Origin of the sequence: Leifsonia sp. NPDC014704 (assembly GCF_043083605.1) — a bacterium.
Lineage (GTDB): Bacteria > Actinomycetota > Actinomycetes > Actinomycetales > Microbacteriaceae > Leifsonia.
Map to the genome: position 1 here is coordinate 1,319,354 of NZ_JBIBYW010000001.1, position 16,605 is coordinate 1,335,958.

At 70.0% G+C, this 16,605-nt stretch carries 17 protein-coding genes; 8 read left to right on the plus strand and 9 right to left on the minus strand.

Annotation, left to right across the window (positions count from 1 at the left end):
- Nucleotides 1–2 precede the first annotated feature (2 nt).
- Nucleotides 3–755 carry a ribonuclease PH gene (gene rph, locus ACF1AJ_RS06435; RefSeq protein ID WP_391506606.1) on the minus strand — a complete coding sequence of 251 codons (753 nt, stop codon included), beginning with the start codon at nt 753–755 and terminating at the stop codon, nt 3–5.
- 49 nt (nt 756–804) lie between these two features.
- Nucleotides 805–1,623 carry a glutamate racemase gene (gene murI, locus ACF1AJ_RS06440; protein WP_018190514.1) on the minus strand — a complete coding sequence of 273 codons (819 nt, stop codon included), beginning with the start codon at nt 1,621–1,623 and terminating at the stop codon, nt 805–807.
- Between the two features lie 55 nt (nt 1,624–1,678).
- On the opposite strand from murI, the gene ACF1AJ_RS06445 reads away from it, so the two are divergent.
- The gene (locus ACF1AJ_RS06445) at nt 1,679–2,995 is read left to right on the plus strand and encodes a nicotinate phosphoribosyltransferase (RefSeq protein ID WP_391506607.1); all 1,317 of its coding nucleotides are present in this window, start codon (nt 1,679–1,681) and stop codon (nt 2,993–2,995) included.
- Nucleotides 2,996–3,022: 27 nt separating this feature from the next.
- Here ACF1AJ_RS06445 and ACF1AJ_RS06450 read toward each other — a convergent pair whose 3' ends face one another.
- From ACF1AJ_RS06450 to ACF1AJ_RS06460, 3 genes are read right to left on the minus strand one after another with little or no spacing between them, the layout of a single operon-like run.
- Entirely contained in the window at nt 3,023–3,301 is a 279-nt protein-coding gene (locus ACF1AJ_RS06450) for a DUF3039 domain-containing protein (protein ID WP_309858353.1), read from the minus strand.
- 58 nt (nt 3,302–3,359) lie between these two features.
- On the minus strand, nt 3,360–4,937 hold the full coding sequence (locus ACF1AJ_RS06455; RefSeq protein WP_391506608.1) for a hypothetical protein: 1,578 nt from the start codon (nt 4,935–4,937) through the stop codon (nt 3,360–3,362).
- Nucleotides 4,913–5,911, minus strand: coding sequence for an ABC transporter ATP-binding protein (locus ACF1AJ_RS06460; protein ID WP_391506609.1), 999 nt, complete (start codon nt 5,909–5,911; stop codon nt 4,913–4,915). The genes ACF1AJ_RS06455 and ACF1AJ_RS06460 overlap by 25 nt, the downstream gene beginning before the upstream one ends.
- A 382-nt stretch (nt 5,912–6,293) precedes the next feature.
- On the opposite strand from ACF1AJ_RS06460, the gene ACF1AJ_RS06465 reads away from it, so the two are divergent.
- From ACF1AJ_RS06465 to ACF1AJ_RS06490, 6 genes are all read left to right on the plus strand, one after another.
- Entirely contained in the window at nt 6,294–6,986 is a 693-nt protein-coding gene (locus tag ACF1AJ_RS06465; RefSeq protein WP_309858344.1) for a phosphocholine cytidylyltransferase family protein, read from the plus strand.
- Nucleotides 6,987–7,059: 73 nt separating this feature from the next.
- Complete coding sequence (locus ACF1AJ_RS06470; RefSeq protein WP_391507447.1) at nt 7,060–7,923, plus strand: ABC transporter permease; 864 nt, start codon at nt 7,060–7,062, stop codon at nt 7,921–7,923.
- A complete protein-coding gene (locus ACF1AJ_RS06475; RefSeq protein WP_309858339.1) occupies nt 7,924–8,658 on the plus strand; it encodes an ABC transporter ATP-binding protein in 735 nt (244 codons plus the stop codon).
- A 125-nt stretch (nt 8,659–8,783) separates the two neighbouring features.
- Nucleotides 8,784–9,101 carry a hypothetical protein gene (locus ACF1AJ_RS06480; protein ID WP_391506610.1) on the plus strand — a complete coding sequence of 106 codons (318 nt, stop codon included), beginning with the start codon at nt 8,784–8,786 and terminating at the stop codon, nt 9,099–9,101.
- A gap of 150 nt (nt 9,102–9,251) precedes the next feature.
- The gene (locus tag ACF1AJ_RS06485) at nt 9,252–9,560 is read left to right on the plus strand and encodes a helix-turn-helix domain-containing protein (RefSeq protein ID WP_020075110.1); all 309 of its coding nucleotides are present in this window, start codon (nt 9,252–9,254) and stop codon (nt 9,558–9,560) included.
- Nucleotides 9,561–9,587: 27 nt separating this feature from the next.
- On the plus strand, nt 9,588–10,607 hold the full coding sequence (locus tag ACF1AJ_RS06490) for a hypothetical protein (protein WP_391506611.1): 1,020 nt from the start codon (nt 9,588–9,590) through the stop codon (nt 10,605–10,607).
- A 26-nt stretch (nt 10,608–10,633) separates the two neighbouring features.
- On the opposite strand, the gene ACF1AJ_RS06495 is transcribed toward ACF1AJ_RS06490, so the two are convergent.
- The 4 genes from ACF1AJ_RS06495 to ACF1AJ_RS06510 all read right to left on the minus strand — a co-directional run bounded on the left by ACF1AJ_RS06495 (nt 10,634) and on the right by ACF1AJ_RS06510 (nt 15,245).
- Entirely contained in the window at nt 10,634–11,518 is an 885-nt protein-coding gene (locus ACF1AJ_RS06495; protein WP_391506612.1) for a glycosyltransferase family 2 protein, read from the minus strand.
- Nucleotides 11,511–12,329 (minus strand): CDP-alcohol phosphatidyltransferase family protein, encoded by an 819-nt coding sequence (locus ACF1AJ_RS06500; RefSeq protein ID WP_018190502.1) that lies wholly within the window; start codon nt 12,327–12,329, stop codon nt 11,511–11,513. Before ACF1AJ_RS06500 ends, ACF1AJ_RS06495 begins: the two co-directional genes overlap by 8 nt.
- Nucleotides 12,330–12,331: 2 nt before the next feature.
- Nucleotides 12,332–13,375, minus strand: a complete 1,044-nt coding sequence (locus ACF1AJ_RS06505; RefSeq protein WP_309858322.1) for a glycosyltransferase family 2 protein — start codon at nt 13,373–13,375, stop codon at nt 12,332–12,334.
- 124 nt (nt 13,376–13,499) lie between these two features.
- Nucleotides 13,500–15,245: a trypsin-like peptidase domain-containing protein gene (locus ACF1AJ_RS06510; protein ID WP_391506613.1), complete on the minus strand. Its 1,746-nt coding sequence runs from the start codon at nt 15,243–15,245 to the stop codon at nt 13,500–13,502.
- A gap of 145 nt (nt 15,246–15,390) precedes the next feature.
- Between ACF1AJ_RS06510 and ACF1AJ_RS06515 the strand changes: the two genes are divergently transcribed.
- Complete coding sequence (locus tag ACF1AJ_RS06515; protein WP_391506614.1) at nt 15,391–16,587, plus strand: pyridoxal phosphate-dependent aminotransferase; 1,197 nt, start codon at nt 15,391–15,393, stop codon at nt 16,585–16,587.
- Nucleotides 16,588–16,605 lie beyond the last annotated feature (18 nt).

A 16,605-nucleotide genomic window follows, 5' to 3' on the forward strand; every position in this document is an offset into this window, starting at 1 on the left:
GCTCAGGCCTCCGCGGGCGCCGCCGGGGCGAGGGCCGCCGTCTGGATGCCCGCGAGCTCGGTCGTGCCGGCGAGGGCGAGGTCGAGGAGCGAGTTCAGCTCACCGCGGTCGAACGGCGCGCCCTCGGCGGTTCCCTGCACCTCGACGAAGAGGCCCCGGCCGGTCACGACGACGTTCATGTCGGTCTCGGCCCGGACGTCCTCGACGTAGGCGAGGTCGAGCATCGGCGTCCCATCGATGATGCCGACGGAGACGGCGGAGACGGAGTCGATCAGCGGCGTCGCCTTCTGACCGATGAAGCGGTGCTCGCGGCCCCACTCGAGCGCTTCCGCCAGCGCGACGTACGCGCCGGTGATGGCGGCCGTGCGCGTCCCACCGTCGGCCTGCAGCACGTCGCAGTCGAGGACGATCGTGTTCTCGCCGAGCGCCTTCATATCGACGACGGCCCGGAGGCTGCGGCCCACCAGGCGGCTGATCTCGTGCGTGCGGCCGCCGACGCGTCCCTTGACCGACTCCCGGTCCATGCGCTCGTTCGTGGAGCGTGGAAGCATGGCGTACTCGGCCGTGACCCAGCCGCGGCCCTTGCCCGACATCCAGCGCGGGACACCGTTGGTGAACGAGGCGGTGCAGAGCACGCGGGTGTTGCCGAAGGAGATGAGCGCCGAGCCCTCGGCCTGTCGGCTCCAGCCCCGCTCGATGGTCACGGGACGCAGCTGGTCCGGGGTGCGCCCGTCGGCGCGGGTGATGTCGGTCACTCAGGTCTCCTCGGTGGGATCGATGGCTCGGTGGGGGTGGGTGGGATGGTCAGAGCGGGAGGTCGATGACGCCGGTGTGCACCAGGTCGACCTGCGAGACCTCGGGGCCGATGAACCGGTGCGCCAGGCGCAGGAAGGTGTCGGCATCCGAGCCGGTGGCTTCGTAGTGGATGGTCGGCGGCAGCGGCGAGCGGCGCTCGAGCCCCTGGCCGACGAGGGTGCGGTAGACGTCCTTGGCCGTCTCGGTGTCACTGGAGACGAGCGAGACGCCCTCGCCCATCACGTACGAGATCGCACCCTTCAGGAACGGGTAGTGCGTGCACCCGAGCACCAGCGTGTCGACATCGGCGTCGCGCAGCGGCTGCAGGTACTCGGCGGTGACCCGCAGCACCTCCTCGCCGCTGGTGACCCCCGCCTCCACGAACTCCACGAACCGCGGGCACGCCTGCGTGAACAGCTGGAGGGTCGGTGCGGCCGCAAACGCGTCCTCGTAGGCGCGGGAGGCGATGGTCCCGACCGTGCCGATGACCCCGACCCGGCCGGTGCGCGTCGCGGAGACGGCACGCCGGACAGCCGGTTGGATGACCTCGATCACCGGCACGTCGTACCGCTCGCGCGCATCCCGCAGCATCGCGGAGGACGCGGTGTTGCACGCGATGACGAGCATCTTGACGCCCTGGTCGACGAGGAAGTCGAGCACTTCGAGCGAGTAGCGCCGCACATCGGCGATCGACTTCGGCCCGTACGGGGAGTGCGCGGTGTCGCCCACGTAGAGGATGGACTCGTTGGGCAGCTGATCGCGGATCGCCCGGGCGACGGTCAGCCCGCCCACACCCGAGTCGAAGATCCCAATCGGCGCATCCGTCACAGCACTCCAGCCTACCGGTCCGTCCCCGCTGGAGGGCGTGAGTAGGCTGGGCGGCGTGACCGAGAGAGCCGCGTCCTCCGCCCTGCTGACCGACCGCTACGAGCTCACGATGCTCGACGCCGCGCTCCTCGCCGGCACGCACGACCGGGAATGCGTCTTCGAGGCGTTCACCCGCCGGCTTCCCGCCGGCCGCCGTTACGGGGTGCTCGCCGGGACCGGGCGGCTGCTGGAGCTGATCGAGCAGTTCCGGTTCCAGGATGCGGAGCTCCAGTACCTGCGCGACAACCACGTGGTGCGCGACGAGACGATCGACTGGCTCGCCGACTACCGCTTCTCCGGCACGATCCGCGGCTACCGCGAGGGCGAGCTGTTCTTCCCCGGATCGCCGTTCTTCATCGTGGACGCGCCTTTCGCCGAGGGCGTCATCCTCGAGACCCTCCTGCTGAGCGTCTTCAACTACGACTCGGCCGTGGCCTCAGCGGCAGCCCGCATGGTGGCCGCGGCGGGTGGGCGCCCCCTGGCCGAGATGGGCTCACGCCGTGCGAACGAGCGCTCGGCGGTCGCCGCCGCCCGCGCCGCCTTCATCGCCGGGTTCTCGGCGACGTCCAACCTCGAGGCCGGGCGTACCTGGGGCGTGCCGACGATGGGGACGGCGGCCCACGCCTTCACTCTCCTGCACGACTCCGAGGAAGACGCCTTCCGGGCCCAGGTGGATGCGCTCGGCCCCGGCACGACGCTCCTGGTCGACACCTTCGACGTCGAGAAAGCCATTGAGACCGCTGTGAAGGTGGCCGGTCCAGAGCTCGGCGCCGTGCGGCTCGATTCGGGCGACCTGCCGAAGCTGGTGAAGCAGGTGCGCGAGCAGCTCGACTCCCTCGGCGCGTCGAAGACCCGCATCACCGTCACCAACGACCTCGACGAGTTCACCATCGCGGCCCTCGCCGCCTCCCCCGTCGACTCGTACGGGGTCGGCACCTCCGTCGTGACGGGCTCCGGGCATCCCGCCTCCGGCATGGTCTACAAGCTCGTCGCGCACCGCGGCGGCGATGGAGGCGAGTGGATCTCCGTGGCGAAGAAATCGGACGGCAAGGCCAGCATCGGCGGCCGCAAGCACCCGATCCGCCGCCTCGACGCACGCGGGACGGCGGTCGCCGAGGTGGTGCACATCGTCGAGAAGGGCGACACGCCGGACGACAGCGGGCGCGACCTGCTGGTGCCGCTGATCACGGACGGCGAGGTGCACCGCGAGCACTTGGGCGTCGAGGGGACGCGCCGGGCGCGCGAGCACCGGGCGCTCGCCATGGCGGAGCTCCCGGACGAGGCGTTCCGCCTGGGCCGCGGCGACCCCGTGCTGCCCACCCTCTTCGGCTGAGCCGGGTCGGGCGATGTGGGCCGCGGGCTACTCGCCCTGCAGGCCCTCGTAGATCTCGCGGCAGGTCGGGCACACCGGGAACTTCTCGGGGTCGCGGTTCGGCGTCCACATCTTGCCGCACAGCGCCTTCACCGGCTTGCCCGTGAGAGCCGACTCGAGGATCTGCTCCTTCTTGACGTAGTGCGAGAAGCGCTCGTGGTCGCCCGGCTCCTGGCTCTGCAGGAGCTCCTCGAGCTCGCGGTCGAGCGTCGTCGCCCCGCCGCCGCTCGGCTGACCGCCCGGCTCGGAGATGCTCGCTTCGTTCATGCCACCAGTTTAGACGCCGTACGGGTGGATGCGGTGGGGACGCCCGACAGGCCCCCGCTCAGTCGTTGCGGTTCGCGAAGGCCATGATCTCGGGCCCGCGGCGGTCGAACACCCGGCCGCCCAGCCAGATCCCGAAGAACAGGGTGGCGAAGCCGATCAGCACCGCCGCGACCGGCGCGATCGCCAGCCAGAACGCGTTGACCGTGATCCCGAGGACGAGGAAGACCAGCACCGGAGAGGCGAGGATCAGGATGGCGAAGAAGCTCAGAGACTGGACCAGCGCCGCGGAGGCGCCCGAGGTCTGCGGCTGCGTGAACGCGCTGTCGCCCGGCTTGGTCGCCGGGTACGGGAACAGTGCGGACGAGATGCTGGAGAGGCCCAGGCCGATGACCAGGATCGCCCCGCTCAGCGCGGCGACCGACGGCAGGACGGCCCAGTCGCCGAAGACGATCGTCGTGGCGATGGAGCCGACCACGAGCACGGGGATGCCCACCACGACCGGCGGGAACATCCGCCCGGCGCGGTCCGCCATACCGCGCGTCCCTGACACCAGGTGCAGCCAGATCGCGGTGCTGTCGTAGGCCAGGTCGTTGTGGATGCTCCAACCGAGGAACAGGCACACCAGCGGCAGCGGCACGAGCGCGATGAAGTGCCACGGAAGCCCGGCGAGCGCGAGCGCGACCACCACAGCGACCGGGATCACCGGGATGAGGACGATCGACACCCAGTAGCGCGCATCCCTGCCCCAGTAGGTCATCGAGCGCGCGGCGATCGCGGCGGTCGGGCCGCCGGGCAGCCGGTCGAACCAGCCGAGGCCGTGATAGTCCTTCGACCGCTGCTCCCGTTCGGGCGACGCGACGACGTAGGCGACGAGCGCCATCCAGCCCAGCCAGAGCAGGCCGAGCGTGACGAGCGCGATGATCAGCTGCAGCACGGCAGCGCCCCAGTCGCCCTGCGCGGCGGCGCCGGGCGCCGACCACATGGCGCCGAGCGGCGTCCACGCCAGCCAGCCGGCCGCACCGCCGAGGGCTCCGAGACCGTCGCGGCCCCAGTCGACGGTGACGAGCAGGAGCAGCACCGGGCCGATGAGGACGAGCAGCAGGATCCCGATGACGCCGCCCGCCTCGCGGGAGCGGCGCGTCGACAGCATCGAGTGGGCGATCGCGGTCGTGACGCGCGAGGCCAGCACGCAGGTGAGCACCACGACGACCGCACAGATCAGCGCGACGAGCACAGTTCCGGGGTTCTGCGACCAGGTGACCACGGTGGTCGCCGCGCAGATGATGAGCACGAGCGATGGGATGCCGAGGAGCCCCGCGAGCAGCAGGCCGGTGGCGAGCGTCCGGTTCGGGATGCCGAAGAGCGCGAACTCCCGCGGGTCGAGCGTGTCGTCGACGCCGAAGAGCAGCGGCAGCAGGGCGAACCCGGCGAGCACCACCGAGCCGATGACGACGAGCACGCTGTGCGTCGCCGCGACATCGGAGACGAGGCGCGCGGCGACCAGCGAGCCGACGACGAGGACGGTGATGAACCCTCCGTAGAGCAGCCCGATCACCAGGCCGAAGATCTGCCACGGGGTCCGCCGGAAGGCGTTGCCCATGATCCGCAGCTTCAGTCCGAGAAACTGTGCAACCACTCCATGCCTTCCGCTGCCTTGCGACCGCCGGCCAGGTCGACGAAGCGCTCTTCCAGCGTCTGCTCGCCGCGCACCTCGTCGATGGTCCCGGAGGCCAGCACCTGCCCGCGGACGATGATGGCCACGCTGTCGCACACGCGCTGGATCATGTCCATGCCGTGGCTCGAGACGACGACCGTTCCGCCCGCGGCGGTGTAGCGCTGCAGGATGTCGATGATGTTCGCCGCCGACACCGGGTCGACCGACTCGAACGGCTCGTCGAGCACGAGGAGCCGCGGCGAGTGGATCATCGCGGCGGCCAGAGCGATCTTCTTGGTCATGCCGGCCGAATAGTCGGCGACGAGGCGGTCGAGCGCGTCCTCGATGCCGAACGCGGCCGCGAGGTCGCCGGTCCGAGCCCGGACGGTCTTGGCGCTCAGGCCGCGCAGGGTGCCCGCGTAGCGGAGGAACTGGGCGCCGGTGAGGCGGTCGAACAGCCGGAGCTTGTCCGGCAGCACGCCGATGATGTGCTTCGCCCGGACCGGCTCGGCCCAGACATCGACGCCGTGGACGACGACACGACCGGCGTCCGGCCGGAGCAGCCCGGTGACGATCGAGAGCGTCGTCGTCTTGCCCGCGCCGTTCGGGCCGACGATCCCATAGAAGGAGCCTTCCCTGATGTCGAGGGACACCCCGTCGACGGCGACCGTGTCGCCGTAGCGCTTCTGCACGCCGCTGATGGCCAGCACCGTCGGCCGGGTGTCCGTCGGCGTGGGCGCCTCCAGTACGACTGTCGGGGCGGGGCCCGCCGCGGCCGTCTCGGTCTTCGTGCGTGCACTCTGTCGCGGCTTCGCCGCGGTCGTTCTCGTCCGCGGGGCGCGCGTGCTCGTTCCGGCGGCGGCCGCAGCCGTCTTCGCCGGGGCGCGCTTCGCCCGTGGTGCCGGGCCGGTGTCGGCCCCGCCCTGCGCGGTCGTCGGCTCTGCAGCCTCCGCCATGGTGTCCCCCCTCTGTGAATGCCGTTCCGCCGTCTCCGCCGCTTCCGGTGCCCGATCCTCCTCGGGCTCGGTGCTCTGGGGACGCGCGTGCTCGGAACTCACCCCGCTAACGTACCAATACCCACGCGCATACGTACCCCCCGCACGAGCGTGACGCGATCGGTCCGCTCCGAATGTCCTGTGAGGAACATAACGACCCAACAACGACATCCGTCAACCCCTGCCCCCCGTGTATGGCCCCCGGTAGTCTGTGGGAGGCATGAAGGGGTGTCTAAACGCGTAAGCGCGGATGAATTCCTGGGTGAGCCTCTCCCGGGCGAGGCCGGTGGCGACGAACGAAGTCGCTGCACACGGCCGGGCCGCGTAGGACAAGGAGATGATTGTGACGACCCAGGTAGTGATTCTCGCGGCCGGCATGGGAAGCCGACTCGGACGGAGCCTTCCGAAGCCGCTGACCGAACTCAACGACGGCCGCACCATCATGCAGCAGCAGTTCGACAACATCCACGCGGCCTTCGGCAAGGACGCCCAGGTGACGATCGTCGTCGGCTACAAGCTGGAGCACATCATCGAGGCGTTCCCCGACGCCCAGTTCGTCTACAACGAGCAGTACGACCAGACCAACACCTCCAAGAGCCTCATGCGCGCCCTGCAGGCGTCCGGCCCCGGCGGCGTGCTCTGGATGAACGGCGACGTGGTCTTCGACCCGGCCGTTCTCGTGCGCGGCGCCGCCATGGTGGCCCGCGATCAGACCTTCGTCACCGTGAACACCTCGTCCGTCGCGGACGAGGAGGTCAAGTACACGACCGGCCCGGAGGGCTACATCCACGAGCTGTCCAAGACCGTCAAGGGCGGTCTCGGTGAGGCCGTCGGCATCAACTACGTGTCCTCCGGCGACAAGGCCGCCCTGCTGCGTCAGCTGCAGCGCGTCGGCGACCAGGACTACTTCGAGCGCGGCATCGAGCTGGCGATCGAGCAGGACCGCATGCTGGTCGAGCCGGTGGACATCTCCGACCTGTACGCCGTCGAGGTCGACTTCCAGGAGGACCTGGAGCGCGCGAATCTTTTCGTATAGTCGGATGTCGGCGTGAGCTTTCACGCGGCTTCGATCAATACGATGGGTTCTCGTGACCAGTATCCCGACTGAAGTGCGCCCTGCGCAGCGTTCGCGCTTCTCGCGCTACCGGCACTCGCTCTGGCTGCTGACCAAGCGCGACCTCCGCGTCCGCTACTCGACGAGCGTCCTCGGCTACCTGTGGTCGATCCTCGATCCGCTCGTGATGAGCGCGATCTACTGGTTCGTCTTCACGGTCATCTTCAAGCGCGATGTCGGCGAGAACCCGTACATCGTCTTCCTGCTCGCCGCCCTGCTGCCGTGGATGTGGTTCAACGGCGCCGTCTCGGACAGCACGCGGGCGTTCATCCGCGAGGCGAAGCTGATCCGCTCGACGATGATCCCGCGGACCATCTGGGTGAACCGGATCGTGGCCTCGAAGGGCATCGAGTTCCTGCTGTCCCTCCCGGTCCTCGCGTTCTTCGCCGTCCTCACGGGCGCGCGCCTCAACGTCGACGTGCTGCTGTTCCCTGTCGCGATCCTCATCCAGACGGTGCTGACCATCGGCGTCGGGCTGATCGTGGCGCCGCTCGTGGTGTTCTTCCGCGACCTTGAGCGCGCCGTGAAGCTGGCACTCCGCTTCCTCTTCTACGCCTCCCCCATCATCTACAGCGCCCGCGACCTGCCCGGCGGGTGCGGGGCCGGCATCGCCGCGCGGCACTGTGCCGCCTATCTCACCGCCCATCCCGGCGCGCAGACGGACGTGCTGTTCTCGCTGCACTTCTGGTCGGCGTTCAACCCGCTCACCGGCATCTTCAGCATCTACCGCTCCGCGTTCTTCGCCGAGGAGCTCGACTGGTTCCTGGTCGGCGTCAGCGCGGCGATGTCCCTGGTGCTGCTGGGGATCGGCTGGCTCGTCTTCAAGCACTTCGAGCGCGACGTCCTGAAGGAGATCTGAGTGCCCCCCGTCATCGCCGTCGACGGTCTCGGCGTCCGCTTCCGCCGCAACCGCGGCGCCCGCCGCTCGTTCAAGGACCTCTTCTCGACCCGGGAGCGCCGGGTGCGCCCTGACGACTTCTGGGCGCTCCGCAACGTCAGCTTCGATGTGCAGCCGGGTGAGGCGATCGGCGTCGTCGGCCGCAACGGCCAGGGCAAGTCGACGCTGCTGAAGCTCGTCGCCGGCGTCATGCTGCCGGACGAGGGAACCGTGACCGTGCGTGACGGCGTCGCGCCGCTGATCGAGATCACGGGTGGATTCGTCGACGACCTGACGGTGCGCGACAACGTCTACCTGACGGCCGGCCTGCATGGCATGACGCGCTCCCAGATCGACGAGCGCTTCGGCGAGATCATCGACTTCGCCGAGATCGGCGACTTCGTCGACACCCCGTACAAGCACCTGTCGAGCGGCATGAAGGTGCGCATCGCCTTCTCCGTCATCTCGCAGCTCGAGGAGCCGGTACTGCTCGTCGACGAGGTGCTGGCGGTCGGCGACCGCGGCTTCCGGGAGAAGTGCTACCGGCGCATCGAAGAGCTTCTCGCGGGCGGGAGGACGCTGTTCTTCGTCTCGCACAACGAGAAGGATCTGCGGCGCTTCTGCGAACGCGGGCTCTACCTCGACAAGGGCGCGCTCGTGCTCGACGGCCCGATCGGGGATGTGCTGGAGCTGTACAACTCCGATTACGGCACCTGAGCGCGATCTTCTCCCCAGGGCGTGAAACCGTCCCCAGAAAAGATTTCGGCGGGTTCTCCCCGGAAGTGGTGTTCGTGCCCGATTTCGGGGCGTCGAGCGTCGGAGGGGCTGGTTACCGTCGTCGCATGAATCGTCTCCGGTTTCTTCGCAGTCCCTCCCCCGCCCCTCGTCCGCGCCGCCTGGCGTACCGCGTCCCCTGGCGGGTCGACCGCTCCGCGGCGCCCCATTACCGCCTGGTCAATACAGGCAAGGAGACGCTGAGCGGGGTCACCCTGAGCGTCTCCGGAAGCGCGCGGCTGCGGGTCAGCGCGCCCACCTCGGTGTCGCCGGGCGAGGCGGTCCGCGCGAGCCTCTCCGGCCCAGAGCCCGCCCGCGACACTGTGCTCGTCGTTCGGTGGTTCCCGCCCGACGGCCGCGAGTACCTCTGGCAGATCAGCTTCTGACGAGAGCCCTCCGGGTCGCGCGCGCCGCTCGGAGGGCTCCCGCTGAATACGGTCATCACCGGCATTTTCGGCGACCAACGCGTGAGGTTCGACGTTCAGGGTGCTCGTGCTCTGGAGCAGAAGGGGCGTTCGGCTCTTCACTGATGAACTATGAAGAACCCCGCAGGGACCGCCGCCCTCCTGCTCGGCGAACGCATCCGTCGTGCCCGTGTCCGCCTGGGCCTCAGCCAAGAGGCGATCGCGAGTCTCGCCGCCATGCATGTGACCAACTTCGGCAAGATCGAGCGTGGAGGGGCCAACCCCAGCCTGCTGACGATGATGCGCATCGCGGCAGTGCTCGGGACGGACGTCTCGACGCTCACGCAAGACATCTCGACCGAGCACCTGCCGAGCGACGTCCGCGTCCTGTCGGCGCGCGAATACCTCAGCGCCCGGGAACGGCGCCGCCGGTCGTCTTGATCGGGAACCGGCCTACACTCTGAGGAGATGGCTAAGAAGCAGCAACCGATCATCTCCGTCACCGGAGGACCCGCGCGCGGCGGAGACACGTCCCGCGCGGTGAACACGACCCTGGACCGCTTTCTCGGCATCCAACGGCCGGTCGTGGTGGCGCACCTGCGCAGCATCCGCCGCCGTCACCCGGACGCCTCGGCGGACGAACTGGCCCGCATCCTCGAACGCCGGTATCTCGCCGCCGTGACCAGCGGCGGAGCCGCGGTCGGAGCCACCGCCGTCATCCCGGCGATCGGCACCGGCATCACGCTGGCCCTCTCGGGGCTTGAGACGGCCGGGTTCCTGGAGGCGACCGCGCTGTACGCGCAGTCGATGAGCGAGTTGCACGGCATCGCCGTCGACGACCCCGAGCGCGCCAGGGCTCTCGTGCTCACGATGATGCTCGGCAAAGAGGGATCCGACCTCGTGCGTCAGCTGGCCGGCCAGTTCGGCGGGGGCGGCGTGACCCGCACCGCGTACTGGGGAGAGCTCGTCACCTCGACGCTGCCGAGCATGGTCGTCGGCCCGCTGGTCGACCGGCTGAAGAACGCGTTCATCCGCCAGTTCGCCGTGCGCGGCGGGGCGAGCATTCTGGCCCGCGCCATCCCGTTCGGCGTCGGCGCCGTCATCGGCGGCACAGGCAACAACATCCTCGGCCGCCGCGTCGTGCAGAACGCGCGTCTCGCCTTCGGACCGGCACCGCTCGTCATCCCCGAGGTCCTCACCCCACACGAAGGCCCGGGTGCCGTGCGTCGCCTCGGTACGGCGACCGGCACACGGGTGGTCCGGGTGGGCACTGTGCTCCGGGGCGCACTCCCCCGTCGCGGACGCCGGAAGGATGCGCCGACCGAGGCCATCGAGTCCGAGCTGCCGCGGGGTCCCTACGTGATCGAGCCCGTCTCGTCCGGTGCTCCGGCCGACGCGCCCGCAGATGGCGTGGGCGCAGACGGTGGGGCCGCGGCTGAAGGTTCCGCAGACGACGGCGAGGCCGGAAGCCGGCGCCAGGTCGGCTGACCGCATCCACACGGCCCCACGGACGTTCAGACGATCGGTGGCCGTCCTGCGGCTGTCATCCGCGCCACAGTCCTCCACCGCAGCGGGCGTCGCTCGCCCGGGTCGGTGCGCCAGCCCTCGGCCCAGCCGCCGAACCACGCGCGCAGGACAGCGGGCTTGCGGAACCAGCGCAGCAGCTGGATGCCTGTCCACGATCCGACGTAGAGCGGGATGAGCGCGGCCGGCAGGTTGCGGCGGGCCAGCCACACGCGATTCCGCGCGTTGAGCCGGTAGTAGTAGGAGTGCCGGGTCGGCGAGACGGACGGATGCTCGGCCACGAGGTCGCCCGCGTACCAGACGCGCTTTCCCTGGTCCCAGACCTTCCAGGCGAGGTCGATGCCCTCGTGCGCGTAGAAGAAGGGATCGGCCCAGCCGCCGGCCCGCTCGAAGACGGCACGCGGGAGCACCACGGCGGCCTCGAGCACGGCGAAGACGTTGCTGGAGCGTTCCGGGTCACCCTTGCGGATGCGCGGGATCCAGCGCCGGGGCGCCGGGGCGCCGTCGGGCACGCGAAGCCGGGGCTGCAGCATCCCGATGCCGGGGTCGTCGCGGAGCTTGGCGACGGCGTCCGCCAGGAACGTGCGCGAGGGGATGTCCGCATCGTCGTCGAGGAAGAACAGCCATTCGCCGTGCACCAGCGGCACCCCGGCGTTGCGTCCGGCGGGGATGCCCACGTTCTCGGACAGGGCGAGCACGTGCACGCCGGCGGGAAGCGCCGGGTCGGCGGTGGCCGGATCCCACCCGTTGCCGACTACGACGATGTCCGTGGTCACGCCCTCCTGGGCGAGCACCGACTCCACGCCGCGGCGCAGCTCGACCGGCCGCGAGCCCTGCGTGAGCACCACGACCGCGACCGCGGGAAGCTCAGCCACGGACCCGCCGAGACGCCATGATGGTCACGAAGTGCCCGATCAGCGCCAGGATCGACAGCGGGACGAGCGCACAGAGCAGGATGCGGTCGGCGAGCGTCGCGCCGATGAACAGACCGACGATCGAGAACACGAAGATCAGGATGGTGAGCTCCACCGAGTGGTACAGCCGGTGGAACGGCAGGAACTTCGCCGCGCGCCGCAGCGTCGCGATGAGCCCGTGGGTCGGCGCGTACTCCGACTGCGTGTCGGCGAGCTTCGGCAGTCCGGCGTTGGCGCGGGCCACGCGCACCATGTCGTTGAGCGCCTTGTTCAGCACGATCACCAGGGCGAGCAGGGTGCCCAGATTCGTCCAGAGGAAGTCCTCCGGCGTCTCCAGCGGATAGCCGGCCGCACGGATACCCAGAACGATGGCGATCAGCGTCTCGGTCGAGTAGTGGCCGACATTGTCCAGGAAGATGCCCGCGGGCGACGACGTCCGGCGCCAGCGCGCCACCTCGCCGTCGCAGCAGTCGACCAGCATCTGCAACTGGCCGAGCACCAGCGCGAGAGCCGCTCCGGCGATGCCCGGGATGAGCAGGGCCGCCGCCGTCGCCCATCCCGTCAGGATCATCAGGCCGGTCACACCGTTCGCCGAGATCGAGGTCTTGAGCAGCACCCACGTCAGATACGGCGACAGGTTGCGGAGGTACAGCGAGGCTGTCCAGTGCTCCGCGTTGCGGCGTCCGCGCACCTCGGGGGGCTGCGCGACGGCCTTCAGCTCGGCGATCGAGGACGGACGGGCGCCGTGCGCCGCAGGTCCGGGTGCGGTCATGCCTACCTTCCCGTGTGGGCCGTGATGTTGCGGGTGAGCGACAGGTATCCGAGGACGAAGCCGATCCCCCAGCTGAAGTGGATGCAGGGCAAGACTACGAGAAACCACAGGAACGGGCGAAAACCGTCGCGCCGCCCCCAGACCAGCGCGGAGACCACGACGATGACGATGTAGAGGGCCGGGATGGCGAAGCCCCAGAGCAGCCACGGCGCAGCGCCGAGGAGGGCCTGGACGATACCGACGATGCCGAGCAGCGTCCCCACCGCGACGCCCAGCACCATCACCGGCGGCGCGAAGTAGCGGAGGCCGTTGGACGCCGGGAACCGCCGGGCGAGCTCGCCCCGCCAGATTCCGGTGGAGAAGAACTGCCGGGCGAGCCGGTACAGGTTCGGGCGCGGGCGGTAGGTGACCTTGAGCCGCGGTGTGAACCAGACCGTGCCACCGGTGGTGCGGAGGCGCCGGTTGAGCTCCCAGTCCTGGCCGCGCTTGATCTCTTCGTCGAAGAGGCCGACCTCGATCAGGCGATCGCGGCGGAACACGCCCAGGTAGACCGTCTCGGCCGGACCGGCCTCGCCGCCGACGTGCAGCTTCGTGCCACCCAGCCCTACACGGCTGCCGTACGCGCGCGCGACGGCGCGCTCGAAGTCGGTGGTGCCCTGCGCATCCATCAGTCCGCCGACGTTGTCTGCGCCGGTCTCCAGGATGGTCTCCACGGCGACGCGCGCGTAGTCGGGGGGCAGGACGCTGTGCGCGTCCACCCGGATCACGATCGGGTACTGCGACTCGCGGATGGCGAGGTTGAGTCCCGCGGGCGTCGAGCCGACCACGTTGTCGACGACCCGGATGCGGCTGTCGACGGCGGCGAGCTCCTCGACCAGTTGGGTCGTGCCGTCCATGCTCGGGCCGAGGGCGATGGTGACCTCGAACGGCCCGGCGTAGTCCTGCGCCAGAAGGCTGTCGACGGCGGCCCGCACGTGCGTCACCTCGTTGAGCACGGGCATCACGTACGAGACACCGGGGAGGGTGTTCACGATGTCGTCCGGCATCTGGTCCTTCGCTGTAGCGGGTCGGCGTCGAGCCTATCAGCCGGGTCTGCGGCCGAGCCGGGAACGGGGAAGGGCCGCCCCGCGCCTGCGGGACGGCCCTTCTCGGTGTGCTCGATCGGCGCGATCACTCGGCCGGGAGGGTTCCCAGCGTCACGGTCGCGGTCTTGGTCTGACCGTCGCGGATGTACGTCACGTCGACCTTCGAGCCGGCCGCCTGCGCGCGCACCTGAGCGGTCAGGTCGGTGGCGTCGGTGATCGGGGTGTCGTCGAGGTTCACCACGATGTCGCCGGCCTTGAGGCCCGCGCCGGCCGCGGCGCCGCCGCTGGTGACGCTCTTGATCAGTGCGCCGACCGTGGTGGCCTTGCTGTCCGTGCTGGCGTCGGCGACCGACGCGCCCAGCAGGCCGTGCGTGGCGGATCCGCTCTTGATGATCTCGTCAGAGATGCGCTTCGCGAGGTTGGACGGGATGGCGAAGCCGACGCCGATGCTGCCGGACTGCGAGCCGTCGGAGCTGGAGCCGCCCGCGCTGGCGATGGCGACGTTGACGCCGATCAACTCGCCCTTGCTGTTGAGCAGCGCACCACCGGAGTTGCCCGGGTTGATGGACGCGTCGGTCTGGATGACCGGGAGCGAGATCGTTCCGGAACTCTGCTGCTGTTGCTGCTGCTGGCCGCCCTGGTCGGGGAAGTCGAAGTTGAACGGGTTCTGGCTGCCGCCGTCGCTGTTCGAGTCGTCCTTCGGAGCGGCCGAGGAGGCGATGCTGATGCTGCGGTTGAGCGCGCTGACGATGCCGTCGGTGACGGTGCCGGAGAGTCCGAGCGGCGCACCGATGGCGACCGTCGTGTTGCCCACGTTGAGCTTGCTCGAGTCGCCCCAGCTGATCGGGGTGAGGCCGGAGGCCTTGTCCAGCTTGATGACGGCGAGGTCGGTGGTCGGGTCGGTTCCGACGATCTTGGCGGTGTAGATCTTGCCGTCGTTGTCGGTGACCGTCACGTTGACGTTGGCCGCCTGGCCGTCGAGCGTCACCACGTGCGTGTTGGTGAGCACATAGCCGTCGGAGGTCAGGATGATGCCGGAGCCGGTACCGCCGGAGCTCGACGCGCTCACCGAGATGGTGACGACGCTCGGGGAGGCCTTGGCGGCGACCGCGGTGATCGTGCTCGCATCGTTGGAGTCGTTCACCGTGATGTTCTGGGGGCCGGAGACGGTCTTGATCGTCGCGTTGCCGCCGTCGGTGGCGGCGTAGATGCCGACTCCAGCTCCGGCGCCGGCGATGCCGCCGACGAGCGCGCCGATGGCGAGCGTCGCGATGATGAGGCCGGTGCTGCGGTTCTTGGCGGGCTTCGCCGGAGCCGTGGCGGTCGCGGCGCCCGGTGCGCCGGCGTAGCCCTGCTGGTGGGCGTTGGGAGCGTAGGGCTGCTGCGGCTGCTGGCCGTATCCCGCGGGCTGGCCGAAGGCGCCGTTGCCGTAGTGAGGCTGCTGCGGCTGCTGCGGCTGCTGCTGGCCGTAGGTCTGCTGCGGGTGCTGCTGCGCCTGGTACGGCGCGCCGGTGGGCTGCGGAACGGTCGGCTGCGCGGCGGTGGGCTGCGGCTGGGTCGACTGCGCGGCGGTCGGCTGCGGGACGGTCGGCTGCGCTCCGGCGTCGCCTCCGCTGTGCGCGGCCGGTGCGGTCCATCCGGCGCCGGCTGCGGGGGTCTGGGCTGCGGGAGTCTGGTCCGCGGGGGTCTGCGCCGCGGGAGTCTGCGCCGCGGGGGTCTGCTCCGTCGGGGTGGCAGGGGTGAGCTCAGTGCCGGCAGCATCCACGACCGCGTCGGTGTCGGCGTCGTGCTGGGGCTTCGCGGGCTCCGGGGTGTTCGGGGTGTCGGTCATGGTGTTGCTCCTTCCAAGCACAGACAGCTTGGGATGCGAACCTGGGCGTTCTATTTGCCGTTGCTGTGGGCGACCTTCTGCGTATCGATGACTCTCCCCAACGTACCCAATGGGTTGGATGCGAGTAAGGCCGTAGCGTTGTCCTATGACGATCACGGGAGGGTGGCGGCGCGCCGCCACGGGTGCAGGACTGCTCGGAACGGACGGCTCCGTGCGGCCGACGATCTTCGCCGAGATGAGCGCGCTGGCGTCGCGGACGGGGGCGATCAACCTCGGCCAGGGCTTCCCGGACGAGGACGGACCCGCCGCGGTGCTCGAAGCGGCGGTGGCGGCCATCCGCGACGGCGAGAACCAATACCCGCCCGGGATCGGCATCCCCGACCTCCGCCTGGCCGTCGCCGAGCACCAGAAGCGGTTCTACGGCATAGAGCTCGACCCTGACCGGGAGGTGCTCATCACCGCCGGCGCGACCGAGGCGATCGCTGCGACGCTGCTCGCGCTGCTCGAACCCGGCGACGAGGTGGTCACCTTCGAGCCGTACTACGACGAGTACGGCGCCGTGATCGCGCTGGCGGGCGGCGTGCACCGCACCGTGCCGCTGGAGCCGCCGGCCTTCCGCCCGGACCTCGACCGGCTGCGCGAGACGGTGACCGACCGCACGCGCGCCATCCTGGTGAACACGCCGCATAACCCCACGGGCAGTGTGCTCGACCGTGAGGCGCTCACCGCGATCGTGGAACTGGCCGAACGCCACGACGCCGTGATCATCACCGACTCCGTCTACGAGCACCTGACGTTCGGGCCAGAGCACATCCCGATCGAGACGCTGCCGGGGGCCCGGGAGCGCACGGTCGCGATCTCGTCCGGCGGCAAGACCTTCAACACGACGGGATGGAAGGTCGGCTGGCTGACGGCCCCTCCTGAACTCGTCACCGCGGTGCTCGCCGTGAAGCAGTTCCTCACCTACGTCAACGGCGCGCCGTTCCAGCCGGCGATCGCGGCGGGGCTACGGCTGCCGGACAGCTACTTCAGCGGCATCGCCGAGGCCCTCGCCCACAAGCGGGATGTGCTCTCCGCCGGCCTCGCCGCCGCCGGTTTCGGCGTCTTCCCCTCCGACGGGACCTACTTCGTGGTCGCGGACGCCGGCCCGCTCGGCTTCCCCGAGGGCGTCGAGCTGTGCCGTCGGCTGCCGGAACTGGCCGGAGTGGTCGCGGTGCCGCTGGGCGCGTTCAGCCGCGGCGAGTACGCAGAGCGCACCGCATCCCTCGTCCGGTTCGCGTTCTGCAAGCGCATCGACGTGCTCGAGGAGGCGGCACGCCGTCTGGCCGCGCTGCCGCGTTAGGCGACCACGGGCGAGCGA

Bases quoted from the DNA above. Each gene is read 5' to 3' on its own strand.
- ACF1AJ_RS06515 (WP_391506614.1), top strand. From the start codon at position 15,391: ATGACGATCACGGGAGGGTGGCGGCGCGCCGCCACGGGTGCAGGACTG.
- ACF1AJ_RS06460 (WP_391506609.1), bottom strand. From the start codon at position 5,911: ATGGCGGAGGCTGCAGAGCCGACGACCGCGCAGGGCGGGGCCGACACC.
- ACF1AJ_RS06450 (WP_309858353.1), bottom strand. From the start codon at position 3,301: ATGAACGAAGCGAGCATCTCCGAGCCGGGCGGTCAGCCGAGCGGCGGC.
- ACF1AJ_RS06500 (WP_018190502.1), bottom strand. From the start codon at position 12,329: ATGACCGCACCCGGACCTGCGGCGCACGGCGCCCGTCCGTCCTCGATC.
- ACF1AJ_RS06490 (WP_391506611.1), top strand. From the start codon at position 9,588: ATGGCTAAGAAGCAGCAACCGATCATCTCCGTCACCGGAGGACCCGCG.
- ACF1AJ_RS06480 (WP_391506610.1), top strand. From the start codon at position 8,784: ATGAATCGTCTCCGGTTTCTTCGCAGTCCCTCCCCCGCCCCTCGTCCG.
- ACF1AJ_RS06505 (WP_309858322.1), bottom strand. From the start codon at position 13,375: ATGCCGGACGACATCGTGAACACCCTCCCCGGTGTCTCGTACGTGATG.
- ACF1AJ_RS06485 (WP_020075110.1), top strand. From the start codon at position 9,252: ATGAAGAACCCCGCAGGGACCGCCGCCCTCCTGCTCGGCGAACGCATC.
- ACF1AJ_RS06510 (WP_391506613.1), bottom strand. From the start codon at position 15,245: ATGACCGACACCCCGAACACCCCGGAGCCCGCGAAGCCCCAGCACGAC.